The following is a 14399-nucleotide window of genomic DNA, read 5'->3' on the forward strand; positions in this document are numbered from 1 at the left end:
GCGGCCCCTGAGCCGTTTCCGGGCTCACAGGTTGGGCCGGTCCCGGTCCGGGCACCCGCACCGTCGATGACCGAATGGCTGCTCCTCCTCGCCGCTGTCCTGCTGACGGCGTTCACCGGGTTCTTCGTCGCCGCGGAGTTCTCGCTCACCACCGTCGACCGCGGTCGCGCCGAGCAGGCCGCCGCCTCGGGTGACCGGCGCGGGAAGGGCGTCGTCCGGGCGCTGGGCTCGCTGTCGACCCAGCTCTCCGCCGCGCAGTTCGGCATCACGGTCACCACCCTGGTCGTGGGCTACCTGGCCGAGCCGGCCATCGGCCAGCTGCTGCGCGGCCCGCTGGAAGGCCTCGGGCTGACCGGCGGCTCGGCCACCGCCGTCTCCTACGGCCTGGCCATCGCGCTGGCGACGACGCTGCAGATGCTGCTCGGCGAGCTGGGGCCCAAGAACCTGGCCATCGCCAACCCGCTGGCCGTGGCCGGCTTCGTCGCGCCGGGGATGCGCGCCTTCACCCGCGTCACCGGCCCCGTGGTGGGCAGCCTGCAGCGGCTGGCCAACGCGATCGTGCAGCGGCTGGGCTTCGAGCCGCGGGAGGAGCTGGACACCGCCCGCGACGCCGACGAGCTCGCCGCCGTCGCCCGCCGCTCCGCGGAGGAGGGCGACCTCTCCCCCATCGCCGCCCGGTTGCTCCAGCGCTCGCTGAAGCTCGGCACGAAGTTCGCCACCGACGTGATGACGCCGCGCACGCAGCTGTGGACGCTGCGGGCCAGCGCCACCGCCGCCGACGTCATCGCCGCCGCTGTGGAGTCGGGCAACTCCCGCTTCCCGGTCTACGGCTCGGACCTCGACGAGGTGACCGGCATCGTGCACGTGAAGCACGCGGTCGCCGTCCCGGAGGCCGAGCGGGGCGTGCGCACCGCCGGCGAGCTGGCCGTGCCGGTGCTCGCCGTCCCCTCGTCGATGCAGCTGGAGCGGCTGCTGGACCTGCTGCGGGACCAGGGCCTCCAGCTGGCCCTCGTGGTCGACGAGTGGGGCGCCACGCACGGCGTGGTCACCCTGGAGGACATCGTGGAGGAGCTGGTCGGGGAGATCGCCGACGAGACCGACCGGCCGCTGCGCGCGCTGCGCCGGGTGGACGCCGACACGTGGGTCCTCTCCGGGCTGCTGCGTCCCGACGAGGTGCACGACCGCACGGGCATCGCCGTCCCCGAGGGCCGCTACGAGACGCTGGCCGGCTTCCTCACCGACCGGCTCCAGCGGCTGCCCGAGGAAGGGGACGTCGTCCGCGTCGACGGCGTCGAGCTCACCGTCGAGACCGTGGAGGGGCGCCGGGTCGCACGCGTCGTGTCCCGCCGGGTGCCCGACCCGCCGGACGACGACGACGACGCCGCCGACGCCCTTGCTACCCGCGAGGAGGTGTCGGCGTGAGCGTCGTGAGCCTGCTGATCCTGGTCGCCCTGCTCCTGGGCAACGCGTTCTTCGTCGCCGCGGAGTTCGCGCTCGTCTCCGCCCGCGCCGCGCAGATCGAGGCGCGCGCTGCCGACGGTTCGCCGCGCGCGGTCAAGACGCTGGCCGCCATGCGCAACGTCTCGCAGATGATGGCCGGCGCGCAGCTGGGCATCACGCTGTGCTCGCTCGGTCTCGGCGCCGTCGGCGAGCCGGCGGTGGCCCACCTGATCGAGGTCCCGCTGCACGCGGCGGGCGTGCCGGACGCGCTGCTGCACCCGATCTCGTTGGCGATCGCGCTCTCGCTGGTCACCGTGCTGCACATGGTGATCGGCGAGATGGTGCCGAAGAACATCACGCTGGCGGGGCCGGACCGCGCCGCACTGGTGCTGGGGCCGCCGCTGGCGGTGATGGTGCGGGTGCTCAAGCCGTTCATCTGGTTCTTCAACACCATCGCCAACGGCTTCGTGCGGCTGTTCGGGGTGCAGCCCACCGACGAGGTCGCGGCGAGCTTCGACGAGACCGAGATCCGCTCGATGGTCACCCAGTCGCAGCGCGAGGGGATCCTCGGGAGCGAGATGAGCGAGCTGGCGGCCGGCGCGCTGTCCTTCGAGGACAACGACCTCTCCTCGGTGCTGCTGCCGCTGGAGAAGCTGGTGACCGTGCCGCGCAGCATCACGCCGCGGGAGCTGGAGGCCACCGTGGCCGAGTTCGGGTTCAGCCGGTACCCGGTGCGCGGCGAGGACGGCGACCTGGTCGGCTTCGTGCACGTGAAGGACGTGCTCGACGTGCCGGCCGAGCGCCGCGACTCCCCCCTCCCCGACCGCGACGTGCTCCCCTTCGTCGAGCTCCGCGCCGGCGAGGCGCTGCCCGAGGTGCTGGCCGCGATGCGCAAGGCCGGTGCGCACCTGGGCCTGGTGCGGGACGACGGCCGGGTCCGCGGGGTGGTGGCGCTCGAGGACGTCCTGGAGCAGCTGATCGGAGACGTCCGGGACGCCGCTGCCGAACGCCGTCGGGTGGACCGGCGCGACGACCGGACACCGGCCGAGGTCGCCGCCGCCTCGGGTGCGGGCGCCGGCGGGCGGTGACCGGCCTCCTCCGGGAGGGCCGGCCACCGCCGTGGGGTGCCGTCAGACGCGGGCGATCCTGGGCGGCACGTTCATCCGCCGCGGGTCGACCAGCACGAGTGCCGCGATGCCGACGATCGGCAGCAGCGTCAGCTGGATCAGCCCCGCCCCGTCCCAGCCCATGCTGCCGACCAGGCGGGCGAAGATCAGGCCCGAGAACGCCGCCGCCACGTAGTAGGTGAGCATGAACAGGCCCGCACCGCGCCCGACCTGCTCGGGACGGACCGCGCGCTGCATCGCCGTCGTGCAGTTGGTGAACAGCACGCCGCTGGCGAAGGCGCCCATCAGGAACGCGAGCGCGTACTGCGCGCCCGGGCCGTCGGCGAAGCGGTAGGCCGCGAGCGCGGTGAGCGACGAGCCGACGAAGCCCACGGCCAGCAGCAGCCGCTGGTCGTAGCGGTCGGCCAGGTAGCCGACCGGGAGCGCGACCATCGCGCCGAAGCCCACCAGCGAGGCGGCCAGGGCGGCCTGCGCGGGCTCGAAGGCCAGCTCCTCGCGCAGGAACGTCGGGTAGAGCCCGAGGAAGCCGTAGAAGACCAGTCCGGAGACGGCGGAGGCGATCCCGATGCCGAGGGTGGCGCGGTTCCAGGGGCTGGCGGGCACGTGCTCGTAGGACGCGGTGTCCGCCGTCCCGGAGCGCCCCGCCACGGCCTCGCTCATCCAGCGGGGCACGGTGAACGCGAGGACCGCGGCCATGATCAGCCCGGCGACGCCGAAGACCACGAACGGAGCCCGCCAGGAGTCGGCCGAGTCGGCGAACGCCTGCCCGATGATCGGCCCGAGGAAGACGCCGAGCCCGAACGCGACGCCGATGAAGCCGGCCGCGAGCGCCCGGCGGTGGAAGAAGTAGGCGCCGATGACCGCGTAGATCGCGGTGGCCTGCACGCCCTCGCCCATGCCGGAGACCAGCCGGTAGACCGCCATGTCGCCGAAGCCCGCCGACAGCGGGATGGCCAGGGTGCCCAGTGAGTACACGACCACGCTGACGACGATGATCATCTTCCGGGACAGCCGGTCGAGCAGGTAGCCGGCCGGAAGACCGGTCAGCGCGATGCCGAGCGTGAAGCCGGTGGCCAGCAGGCCCGACTGGTCGAGGGAGAACCCGTACTCCTCGCGGATCTGCGGCAGGAGCGGGTAGAAGACCTGCCGGTCCATCGCGTTGAGCATGTAGGAGAGGCAGAGGACGGCGAAGCCGATGGCGACGGCGGCGGTCCCCTTCCGCGCCTCCGAGGACGTGCTCACCGGCTCCGGCGCGCTCGTGGTGGGCAGTGACATGGCCGCTCCTGACGTCGATGGCGAAGCTGTCCGGTCTGCGGACAGAAGTCCGTTGTACGTATGGTCCGGATCACAGCTGGCGTCGTCAAGGGCCGGACATGCGACAAGTGACCACGGACGGATGACCGATTTCGGCCGTCGATCCGGTCGCCGCGCGCCCGGCAGGCAAGATGGACGGGTGACCGCCGAGCCCAGCACCGTGCCAGCCCTTCCCCCCGAGGTCACCGCCCGCTGGCAGGCCCGGTTCCGGGCGCCCCGCGTCTCGCTGCCGGACTGGGCCGAGGAGGCCCCGCACCGCAACCTCTACAGCTCCGACGTCAGCGGCGTCGTCGAGCAGTACGCCTGGGACCGCTCGACCGACGAGCACCGGCAGGTCACCGACCGGCCGAACGGCACGCTGATCAGCACGCTCAGCCCGGACGGCGAGACCATCTGGTGGTTCGCCGACACCGACGGCGACGAGTTCGGCGTCTGGATGAACCAGCCGTTCGCCGGCGGCGAGGACACCGTCGCCGTCGCCGAGGTGGGTCCGGCCTACCCGGCCGGCCTCGAGATCGGCCGGACGCTGGTGGCGATCGGCCGCAGCACCGACGACGGCAGCGAGCTCTGGCTGGCGCCGCGTGGGAGCGCGCCGCGGGTGATCTACACCCACGCCGACCCCGCCTCGGTCGACGCCCTCACCCGGGACGACGAGCTGCTGGTCGTCTCGCACTCGGAGAACGGCGATCCGCGGTACCCCGCGCTGCGGGTGCTGCGGACGGCGGACGACTCACTCGTGACCGAGAAGTGGGACGGCGAGGGACTGGGCCTGCACGCCCTCGAGTTCGCGCCGCTGCCCGGCGACCGCCGGCTGCTGGTCGGCCACGAGCGCCGCGGCCGCGAGGAGCTGCTGATCTGGGACGTCGAGGCCGACACCGAGACCGAGGTGGTCCTCGACCTGCCGGGCGACGTGACCGCCGGCTGGTACCCCGACGGCTCCGCCCTGCTGGTCGGGCACGACCACGCCGCCCGGAGCGAGCTGTACCGCTACGACCTGGCCACGGGCGCCCTGGAGCGCCTGGAGACCCCACCCGGTGTCGTCCGGGGTGCCGGCGTGCGCCCGGACGGCAGCGTGGAGCTGGCCTGGTCGAACTCAGAGCTGCCGCCGGTCATCCGTCGCGCGGACGGCCCGGTCGTGCTGTCGGCATCCGACGAGGAGCCGCCGCCGGCCTATCCGGTCGAGGACCGCTGGGTGCCCGGCCCGGGCGGGCACATCCACGCACTGCTGGTGCGCCCGGCCGGGGAGGGGCCGCACGCCACGGCCTTCCTGGTGCACGGCGGCCCCGAGGCGGCCGACGACGACTCCTACCGCGCCCGCCGGGCCGCCTACGTGGACGCCGGCTACGCGGTCGTGCACGTGAACTACCGCGGCTCCACCGGCTACGGCTCGACCTGGCGGGACGCCCTCACCGGCCGGCCGGGTCTGACCGAGCTGGAGGACATCGGCGCGGTCTACGACTCACTGGTCGCCGAGGGCGTCGTGGACCCGCAGCGGGTGATCCTGACCGGAGGCTCGTGGGGCGGGTTCCTCACGCTCCTCGGGCTGGGCACGCAGCCCGAGCGCTGGGCGGCCGGCATCGCCGAGGTGCCGGTGGCCGACTACCTGGCCGCCTACGAGGACGAGATGGAGGGCCTGCGCGCCTACGACCGCGCGCTGTTCGGCGGCTCACCGGAGGAGGTGCGCGACGTGTACGTGCGCTCCTCGCCCCTCACCTACGTGGACGCCGTCGCCGCCCCTGTGCTCGTCGTCGCGGGCGCGAACGACCCGCGCTGCCCGATCCGGCAGATCGACAACTACCTCGGCGAGCTCGAGCGGCTGGAGAAGCCGCACGAGGTGTACCGCTTCGACGCCGGCCACGGCTCGCTGGTCATCGAGGAGACCATCCGCCAGGTCGAGATCGCGCTCGCCTTCGCCCTGCGACACGTGAAGCCGTAGCGACTGCGGGTCAGCGCTCGTCCCGCCGGCCGGCCACGTGCGGCCGGCGGGGCGCCAGCAGCGCGTGCCGGGCGGTCTGCGCCCGCCGCCTGACCGCACGCCGGAACGCCTCGCGCCCGCCCGACGGATCGTCCGGGGAGTAGGCCGACCACACGAGCCGGGCGCCCGGCGGCTCCGCGTGGGGGTCCTCCCCCGCCAGGCGTGCCCGCAGCACGGCGAGCACCCGTTCGGCGAGGTCGTCGTCGTCCAGCAGGTCGGCGAAGTCGTCGGGTGAGCGACCTTCTGCGACCAGCGCCTCGGCCAGCCAGCCGAAGAGCTCCGGGCCGGACTCCTGCGTGAGCGCGTCGCTGAGCACCGCGTGGGCGGCGTCCACCCGGACGCCGGCCTCCAGCGCCAGTTCCAGCTCCACCCAGCCCCGGAGCGTGTAGAGGTCCGGGCCGGCGGCGCCGTCCGTCATGGCTGGGCGGCGATGAGCTCCGCGATCTGGACCGTGTTCAGCGCGGCACCCTTGCGCAGGTTGTCGTTGCTGATGAACAGCACGAGGCCGTTCTCGCCGTCCTGGCGGATCCGGCCGACGTAGCTCGGGTCGTTGCCCGCCGCCTGGAGCGGGGTCGGGACGTCGACCAGCTGGACGCCGGGCGCCGACGAGAGCAGCTCGGTGGCGCGCTCGACGGAGATCGGCCGGTCGAACTCGACGTTCAGCGACAGCGAGTGCCCCGTGAAGACCGGCACCCGCACGCAGGTGCCCGAGACGCGGAGGTCAGGGATGCCGAGGATCTTGCGGCTCTCGTTGCGGAGCTTCTGCTCCTCGTCGGTCTCGAACGAGCCGTCGTCGACGACGGAGCCGGCCATCGGCAGCACGTTGAACGCGATCGGCGCCACGTACTTCACCGGCGCGGGGAACTGCACCGCGGAGCCGTCGTAGGCGAGCTCGTCGGCCTTGTCGACGACGGCCTTCGCCTGGCCGTGCAGCTCCTGCACGCCGGCGATCCCCGAACCCGAGACCGCCTGGTAGGTGCTGGCAATGATGCGGACCAGCCCGGCCTCGTCGTGCAGCGGCTTGAGCACCGGCATCGCGGCCATCGTGGTGCAGTTCGGGTTGGCGATGATTCGCCCCTGCGCCTTCGCGATGTCGCCGGGGTTGACCTCGCTGCAGACCAGCGGGATCTCCGGGTCGCGGCGGAACGCGGAGCTGTTGTCGATCACGGTGACGCCTGCGGCGGCGAACCGCGGGGCCTGCGCCTTCGACGTGGTGGCGCCGGCGGAGAACAGCGCGACGTCGAGCCCGGTGGGGTCGGCGGTGGCGGCGTCCTCGACGGTGATCTCGCCGTCGCCCCACGGCAGGGTGGTGCCGGCGGAGCGGGCGGAGGCGAAGAACCGGATCGAGGCGATCGGGAGGTCGCGCTCGGCGAGGATCGAGCGCATCGCGGCGCCGACCTGGCCGGTCGCGCCGACGATGCCGACGTTCAGCGGTCGCATGCTCATCGTCCGGTTCCTCCGTAGACGACGGCCTCGACGTCGGAGCCGAGGTCGAAGGCGTCGTGCACCGCGCGGACGGCGATGTCGACGTCGGTGTCGCGGCAGACCACGGAGATGCGGATCTCCGAGGTGCTGATCAGCTCGAGGTTCACGCCCGCGTCGGCGAGCGCGCCGAAGAACTTGGCGGAGACGCCGGGGTGCGAGCGCATGCCCGCACCGACCAGCGAGACCTTGCCGATGTGCTGGTCGAACTGCACATCGGTGTAGCCGACGGTGTTCTTCACCTTCTCCAGCGCGGCCAGCGCGGCGGGGCCGTCGCTCTTGGGCAGCGTGAAGGAGATGTCGGCGAGCTTGCTGGCCCCGGCCGACACGTTCTGCACGATCATGTCGATGTTGACCTCGGCGTCGGCGAGCACGCGGAAGAGCTGGGCGGCCTCGCCCGGCCGGTCCGGCACCCCGTAGACGGTGATCTTGCCTTCGGAGCGGTCGTGCGCGACGCCCGTGATGATCGCCTGTTCCACCGGGAGGTCCTCCATCGAGCCGGCCACGATCGTGCCGGGGAGCTGTGAGTAGGAGCTGCGGACGTGCACGGGGATGCCGTAGCGGCGGGCGTACTCGACGCAGCGGAGCATGAGCACCTTGGCGCCGGACGCGGCGAGCTCGAGCATCTCCTCGTAGGTGACGGTGTCGAGCCGCTTGGCGTTCGGGACGATGCGCGGGTCGGCGGTGAAGACGCCGTCCACGTCGGTGTAGATCTCGCAGACGTCGGCCCGCAGCGCCGCCGCGACGGCGACGGCGGTGGTGTCGGAGCCGCCGCGCCCGAGCGTGGTGATGTCCTTGGTGTCCTGGCTGACGCCCTGGAAGCCGGCGACGATGACGATCGACCCCTCGTCGAGCGCGGACCGCAGCCGGCCGGGCGTGACGTCGATGATCCGGGCCTTGCCGTGGCTGCCGGTGGTGATGACGCCGGCCTGCGAGCCGGTGAACGACCGCGCCTCGTAGCCGTGCGTGGAGATCGCGATGGCCAGCAGCGCCATCGAGATCCGCTCGCCGGCGGTGAGCAGCATGTCGAGCTCGCGACCGGGCGGTTCGTCGGTGATCTGGCTGGCCTGGTCGAGCAGCTCGTCGGTGGTGTCGCCCATGGCGGAGACGACGACGACGACGTCGTCGCCGTTCTTCTTCGCAGCGACGATCCGCTCCGCGACGCGCTTCATGTGCGTGGGCGAGGCGACGGAGGAGCCGCCGTACTTCTGGACGACGAGGGCCACGGGACAGAAGGCTACCGACGTCTCCGCGATGACCGGCGGTTGCGTCCGCGGGTTCCCGCAGGATGAGATCACCAGATGGACTCACCCGAGGAGTGGCTGCTCAGCGCGGAGGAGCGCGGAAACGCCGCCACGGCGATCCCGGGGTGGACCGCCGGCAACCTCGCCGAGCCGCTGCTGCACGGGGCCACGTACTTCGCCCGGCTGGTCGAGGAGGTCCGCTCGCTGGACGCCGGGGACCAGCTGTTCTTCACCGACTGGCGCGGCGACGCCGACGAACTGCTGCTCGACGGCGGGCCGACGGTGGCCGAGCTGTTCACCGAGGCGGTGAAGAAGGGCGTCTGCGTGCGCGGGCTCGTCTGGCGCTCGCACATGCAGGCGCTGCAGATGAACAAGGAGTCCAACCGCGCCCTCGACAAGGCCATCGAGCACGGCGGCGGCGAGGTGATCCTGGACCAGCGCATCCGCCGCATGGGCAGCCACCACCAGAAGATGGTCATCCTGCGGCACGACGAGGACCCGTCGAAGGACGTCGCGTTCGTCGGCGGCATCGACCTCTGCCACTCCCGGCGCGACGACGCCGAGCACCGCGGCGACCCCCAGGCCCTGCCGATGGCCGCCGCCTACGGGGACACCCCGCCCTGGCACGACGTCCAGCTGCAGCTCCGCGGCCCGGCGGTGCACGTGCTCGACACGATCTTCCGTGAGCGCTGGGACGACCCGAACAGCCCCGACGAGGACCACCCGCTCGCCTGGATCCACGACAAGCTCAACCACGCGCGCCTGTCGGCCGACCCGCTGCCGCCGCAGCTCCCGCCGCCGCCGGAGTGCGGGCCGCACGCGGTCCAGAACCTGCGGACCTACCCGGCGATCCGGCCGCCGTACGACTTCGCACCGCAGGGCGAACGGTCGGTGGCCCGCGGCTACACGAAGGCGATCAAGCGGGCCCGCCGGCTGATCTACCTGGAGGACCAGTACATGTGGTCCGGCGAGGTCGCCCGGCTGTTCGCCGACGCGCTCGCCGGCAACCCCGACCTGCACCTGGTCGTCATCGTGCCGCGGGTGCCGGACCAGGACGGCGCGTTCGCCGAGCGCCCGCAGTACGTGGGCCGCTGGCAGGCGATCGAGATGTGCCAGAAGGCCGGCGAGGGGCGGGTGCACGTCTTCGACGTGGAGAACCACGCGGGAACGCCGGTCTACGTGCACGCGAAGGTCTGCGTCGTCGACGACACCTGGGCCAGCGTGGGCAGCGACAACTTCAACCGGCGCTCGTGGACCCACGACAGCGAGCTCTCCAGCACCGTCCTCGACACGACCCGGGATCCGCGGGAGCCCCGCGACCCGGCCGGCACCGGGGACGGCGCCCGCACCTTCGCCCGGGACCTGCGGCTGGCGCTGGCCCGCGAGCACCTCGACCTGGATCCCGAGGGGAGCGAGGACGAGCTGGCCCTGGACCCGGCGCGGTTCATCGACGTCCTGAACGCCCGCGCCGACGCCCTCGACGCCTGGCACGACGGCGGCCGGCAGGGACCCCGCCCGCCGGGCCGGGTGCGCCGGCACCATGCGGAGAAGCTGCCCTGGTTCACCCGCCTGTGGGCCACACCGGTCTACCGACTGCTGGACGACCCCGACGGCCGACCGCTGCGGATGCGGCTGAAGAAGACCTTCTGAGGCCCAGGGCGGCGGCGGACCACCGCCGCCGCCCCGGCGCGCTCAGCCGACCACCGCTCAGGCGACCACCGCTCAGGCGACCATGCCGTGCGGGTCGAGCACGTACTTCTTCGCGGCGCCGCTGTCGAAGTCCGCATAGCCCTGCGGCGCCTGGTCCAGCGGGATCACCGTCGCGTTGACGGCCTTCGCGAGCTGCACCTTGTCGTGCAGGATCGCCATCATCAGCTGGCGGTTGTAGCGCATCACCGGGCACTGGCCGGTGGTGAACGACAGCGACTTGGCCCAGCCGGTGCCCAGGCTCAGCGACAGGGCGCCGACCTTGGCCGCCTCGTCGATGCCCCCGGGGTCGCCGGTGACGTAGAGCCCCGGGATCCCCACCGCGCCGCCGGCAGCGGTGACCTCCATCAGCGAGTTCAGCACCGTCGCCGGGGCCTCCTTCGCCGAGCCCTCGCCGTGCCCGCGGGCCTCGAAGCCGACGGCGTCGACCGCGCAGTCCACCTCGGGGACGCCCAGGATCTGCTCGATCTGGTCCTTGGGGTCGCCCTTCGAGATGTCCACGGTCTCGCAGCCGAAGCTGCGCGCCTGCGCCAGCCGGGACTCCACCAGGTCCGCGACGATGACGACGGCGGCGCCGAGCAGCTGGGCGCCCACCGCGGCGGCGATCCCCACCGGCCCCGCACCGGCGATGTAGACGGTGGACCCGGGCTTCACGCCGGCGGTGACGCAGCCGTGGTACCCGGTGGGGAAGATGTCGGAGAGCATCGTCAGGTCGCGGATCTTGGCCATGGCCTGGTCGCGGTCGGGGAACTTCAGCAGGTTCCAGTCCGCGTACGGGACCATCACGTAGTCCGCCTGGCCGCCGACCCAGCCGCCCATGTCCACGTAGCCGTAGGCAGCCCCCGGCCGGGCCGGGTTCACGTTCAGGCAGATCCCGGTCTTGCCCTCCTTGCAGTTGCGGCACCGGCCGCAGGCGATGTTGAACGGCACCGAGCAGACGTCGCCGACCTGGATGAACTCCACGTCGCGGCCGACCTCGATGACCTCGCCGGTGATCTCGTGCCCGAGGACGAGGTTCTCCGGCGCCGTCGTCCGGCCGCGGACCATGTGCTGGTCGCTGCCGCAGATGTTGCTGGTGACGACCTTGAGGATGACGCCGTGCTCGGTCTTGCGGCCGACGTTCGCCGGGTTCACGCCCGGGCCGTCCTGCAGCTCCAGCTTCGGGTACGGGATCTCCTGGACCTCGACCTTGCCGGGGCCGATGTAGGCCACTCCCCTGTTGCCTGCCATGTCTGCTCCTCCTGCGCCTGGATCCGGGTCCGCCCCGCGGCGGTGGACCGCACCGGTCGGTGCGGTGGGCTGCCCACCCCCCTCCCGCGGCGCCTTCGCGGACGGACCCCGGCGCTGGCGCACCGGACCGGCGACCAGGCGCCGGAGCGCAACTGTGTCGCACGTCACACACTCGTCCTGCGCCATCCACGGCGCAACAGGGCCTCGCATCACAAGGACTTCCACACGCTCGCTCTCTGCCCCGCCGAGCGGGGCAGAGACTGACTGTCCACAGATGCATGTACGCCTGACCGGCTCGGACTGCCGGCAACGATGCTGATCCGGTGTCCGTATTCGACCCGTCGGCCGCGCTCCGCCGGATCCGCCGCACCGCCGACCTGTCCCAGCGCGAGCTCGCCGAGCGGATCGGCGCATCGAAGTCGGCCATCGGCCGCATCGAGTGCGGGCACGGAGGACTGGACGTCGGCCTCCTGGTCCGGGCGGCCGCGCTCGCCGGGTTGCGCCTCGCCCTGCTCGACGAGTCGGGCCAGGAGGTCCGGGGCATGAGCCGGGACGCGGTGCGGGACAGGAGCGGCCGGCGGTTCCCCGCACACCTGGACACGATGCTGAGCGAGGAACGGTGGTGGCGCTGGGACATCCGGCGCGATCGGGCGCAGCCCAGCTACACGTTCGACCGCCGGGCACGGTGGGAGGCCCCGGCCCGGCGACGAGCGGACCGACCGGACGACCACCTCCTCGCTCAGCCCGGCGACGCGCCCTGGGAACGCGCGGCCGCCCGGCGCGCGGAGGCGCGAAGGCGGGCGGCGGAGGAGCACGAGCGACGATTCCTGGCCGGGGAGCTCCGCGATCTCCCCGAGAGCTTCGCCTGCACCTGCCCGGCGCGCTGCGACGAGCTCGACGACTGGTCCGGAAAGCCCGTCCACGCGGAGGACTGCGCGTGCGCCTGCGACATCGATTGACCCGCTGCTACCTTGGGACCGTGCGCGGCAGCCTCCTGCTTACCCGCCGCGGCGAGGCCCTCTCCTAGGTCGGCTTCCTCGCCGCGGGGTTCTGGCGTTCCCGGCGTCGCTGACCGCCCCGGAGCTGTGCGCACTCCGCGCACGGCAGCCCGCACCAGGAGCCTCCTCATGAGCGAGACCCACCCGCACGCCCGCCATCCCCAGCAGCCCTCGGGGATGCCGGCCCACCGCTACGCGCCCTTCACCCCGGTCGCCCTGCCCGACCGCACGTGGCCCGAGAAGGTCACCACGACGGCGCCGCGCTGGTGCGCGGTCGACCTGCGCGACGGCAACCAGGCGCTGATCGACCCGATGACGCCCGACCGCAAGCGGCGGATGTTCGAGCTGCTGGTCCGAATGGGCTACAAGGAGATCGAGGTCGGCTTTCCCGCGGCCAGCCAGACCGACTACGACTTCGTCCGCCAGCTGATCGAGGACGACCTGATCCCCGACGACGTCTGCATCCAGGTGCTCACCCAGGCCCGCGACGAGCTGATCGAGCGCACCTTCGAGTCCCTGCGGGGCGCGAAGCAGGCGATCGTGCACCTCTACAACTCCACCAGCACCCTGCAGCGGCGGGTCGTGTTCGGATCCGACCGCGCCGGCATCGTCGACATCGCCGTCCACGGCGCCCAGGTGGTGCGCAAGCTCGCCGAGCAGATGGGCGACACCGACATCCGTTTCGAGTACTCGCCGGAGTCCTTCACCGGCACCGAGCTCGACTTCGCCGTCGAGGTCTGCAACGCCGTCACCGACGTCTGGGAGCCCACCCCCGACCGGCCGACGATCCTCAACCTGCCGGCGACCGTCGAGATGGCCGAGCCGACCGTCTACGCCGACCAGATCGAGTGGATGCACCGCAACCTGGCCCGCCGGGACTCGGTCATCCTCAGCCTGCACCCGCACAACGACCGCGGCACCGCCGTCGCCGCCGCGGAGCTCGGCTACCGGGCCGGCGCGGACCGCATCGAGGGCTGCCTGTTCGGCAACGGCGAACGCACCGGCAACGTCGACCTGATCACCCTCGGGCTGAACCTGTTCAGCCAGGGCATCGACCCGCAGATCGACTTCTCCGACATCGACGACATCCGCCGCACCGTCGAGTACTGCAACCAGCTGGGCGTGCACGAGCGGCACCCCTACGGCGGCGACCTGGTCTACACCGCGTTCTCCGGCTCCCACCAGGACGCGATCAACAAGGGCTTCAAGGCGCTGGCCGCCGACGCCGAGGCCGCCGGGATCCCGGTCGAGAAGCAGGCCTGGGCCGTGCCCTACCTGCCGATCGACCCCAAGGACGTCGGCCGCAGCTACGAGGCCGTCATCCGGGTGAACAGCCAGTCCGGCAAGGGCGGCGTCGCCTACATCATGAAGACCGAGAACCACCTCGACCTGCCCCGCCGGCTGCAGATCGAGTTCTCCGCGGTCATCCAGCGGCACACCGACGACGAGGGCGGCGAGGTCACCGCCGAGCAGATGTGGACCGCCTTCAGCAACGAGTACCTGCCCGACCCCGCGGCGCCCTGGGGCCGGTTCGCGCTCACCGGCCACCGGCACACCGCGCACGGCGACACCACCGACGAGATGGTCGTCGAGCTCGTCGCCGACGGCGTCCCGGTGACGGTCGAGGGGCGTGGCAACGGCCCCATCGCCGCGTTCGTCGACGCGCTGAGGAGCGTGGACGTCGACGTGCGGGTGCTGGACTACGCCGAGCACGCCATGTCCTCCGGCGGCGACGCCCGGGCGGCGGCCTACGTCGAGTGCGCCGTCGGCGACCGGGTGCTGTGGGGCGTCGGCATCGACCCCAACATCGTCTCCGCGTCGCTGCGCGCCGTCGTCTCGGCGGTCAACCGCGCCCAGCGCTGACCTGGCGAGGACGGGGCGC

At 72.6% G+C, this 14399-nt stretch carries 11 protein-coding genes; 6 read left to right on the plus strand and 5 right to left on the minus strand.

Annotated elements, in window-relative coordinates; translation table 11 throughout:
- Window positions 1–66: 66 nt before the first annotated feature.
- Window positions 67–1422, plus strand: a complete 1356-nt coding sequence (locus LBW97_RS07510; RefSeq protein ID WP_224498782.1) for a hemolysin family protein — start codon at window positions 67–69, stop codon at window positions 1420–1422.
- Window positions 1419–2528: a hemolysin family protein gene (locus tag LBW97_RS07515; protein WP_224498783.1), complete on the plus strand. Its 1110-nt coding sequence runs from the start codon at window positions 1419–1421 to the stop codon at window positions 2526–2528. The genes LBW97_RS07510 and LBW97_RS07515 overlap by 4 nt, the downstream gene beginning before the upstream one ends.
- A gap of 42 nt (window positions 2529–2570) precedes the next feature.
- Here LBW97_RS07515 and LBW97_RS07520 read toward each other — a convergent pair whose 3' ends face one another.
- Window positions 2571–3842: an MFS transporter gene (locus tag LBW97_RS07520; protein ID WP_224498784.1), complete on the minus strand. Its 1272-nt coding sequence runs from the start codon at window positions 3840–3842 to the stop codon at window positions 2571–2573.
- Window positions 3843–4020: 178 nt separating this feature from the next.
- On the opposite strand from LBW97_RS07520, the gene LBW97_RS07525 reads away from it, so the two are divergent.
- Window positions 4021–5817, plus strand: coding sequence for a prolyl oligopeptidase family serine peptidase (locus tag LBW97_RS07525; protein WP_224498785.1), 1797 nt, complete (start codon window positions 4021–4023; stop codon window positions 5815–5817).
- A gap of 10 nt (window positions 5818–5827) precedes the next feature.
- On the opposite strand, the gene LBW97_RS07530 is transcribed toward LBW97_RS07525, so the two are convergent.
- From LBW97_RS07530 to LBW97_RS07540, 3 genes are read right to left on the minus strand one after another with little or no spacing between them, the layout of a single operon-like run.
- Window positions 5828–6274, minus strand: a complete 447-nt coding sequence (locus tag LBW97_RS07530; protein ID WP_224498786.1) for a hypothetical protein — start codon at window positions 6272–6274, stop codon at window positions 5828–5830.
- Window positions 6271–7302: an aspartate-semialdehyde dehydrogenase gene (locus LBW97_RS07535; RefSeq protein ID WP_224498787.1), complete on the minus strand. Its 1032-nt coding sequence runs from the start codon at window positions 7300–7302 to the stop codon at window positions 6271–6273. Before LBW97_RS07535 ends, LBW97_RS07530 begins: the two co-directional genes overlap by 4 nt.
- The gene (locus LBW97_RS07540; protein WP_224498788.1) at window positions 7299–8564 is read right to left on the minus strand and encodes an aspartate kinase; all 1266 of its coding nucleotides are present in this window, start codon (window positions 8562–8564) and stop codon (window positions 7299–7301) included. Before LBW97_RS07540 ends, LBW97_RS07535 begins: the two co-directional genes overlap by 4 nt.
- Before the next feature lie 75 nt (window positions 8565–8639).
- On the opposite strand from LBW97_RS07540, the gene LBW97_RS07545 reads away from it, so the two are divergent.
- Window positions 8640–10232: a phospholipase D-like domain-containing protein gene (locus tag LBW97_RS07545; protein ID WP_224498789.1), complete on the plus strand. Its 1593-nt coding sequence runs from the start codon at window positions 8640–8642 to the stop codon at window positions 10230–10232.
- 72 nt (window positions 10233–10304) lie between these two features.
- Here LBW97_RS07545 and fdhA read toward each other — a convergent pair whose 3' ends face one another.
- Entirely contained in the window at window positions 10305–11519 is a 1215-nt protein-coding gene (fdhA, locus tag LBW97_RS07550; protein ID WP_224498790.1) for a formaldehyde dehydrogenase, glutathione-independent, read from the minus strand.
- A 323-nt stretch (window positions 11520–11842) separates the two neighbouring features.
- Between fdhA and LBW97_RS07555 the strand changes: the two genes are divergently transcribed.
- Window positions 11843–12478: a helix-turn-helix transcriptional regulator gene (locus LBW97_RS07555; RefSeq protein ID WP_224498791.1), complete on the plus strand. Its 636-nt coding sequence runs from the start codon at window positions 11843–11845 to the stop codon at window positions 12476–12478.
- A gap of 168 nt (window positions 12479–12646) precedes the next feature.
- The gene (gene leuA / locus LBW97_RS07560; RefSeq protein WP_224498792.1) at window positions 12647–14380 is read left to right on the plus strand and encodes a 2-isopropylmalate synthase; all 1734 of its coding nucleotides are present in this window, start codon (window positions 12647–12649) and stop codon (window positions 14378–14380) included.
- Window positions 14381–14399: the final 19 nt, after the last annotated feature.

This window comes from Blastococcus sp. LR1 (assembly GCF_020166105.1).
In the GTDB taxonomy this organism is placed as follows: domain Bacteria; phylum Actinomycetota; class Actinomycetes; order Mycobacteriales; family Geodermatophilaceae; genus Blastococcus.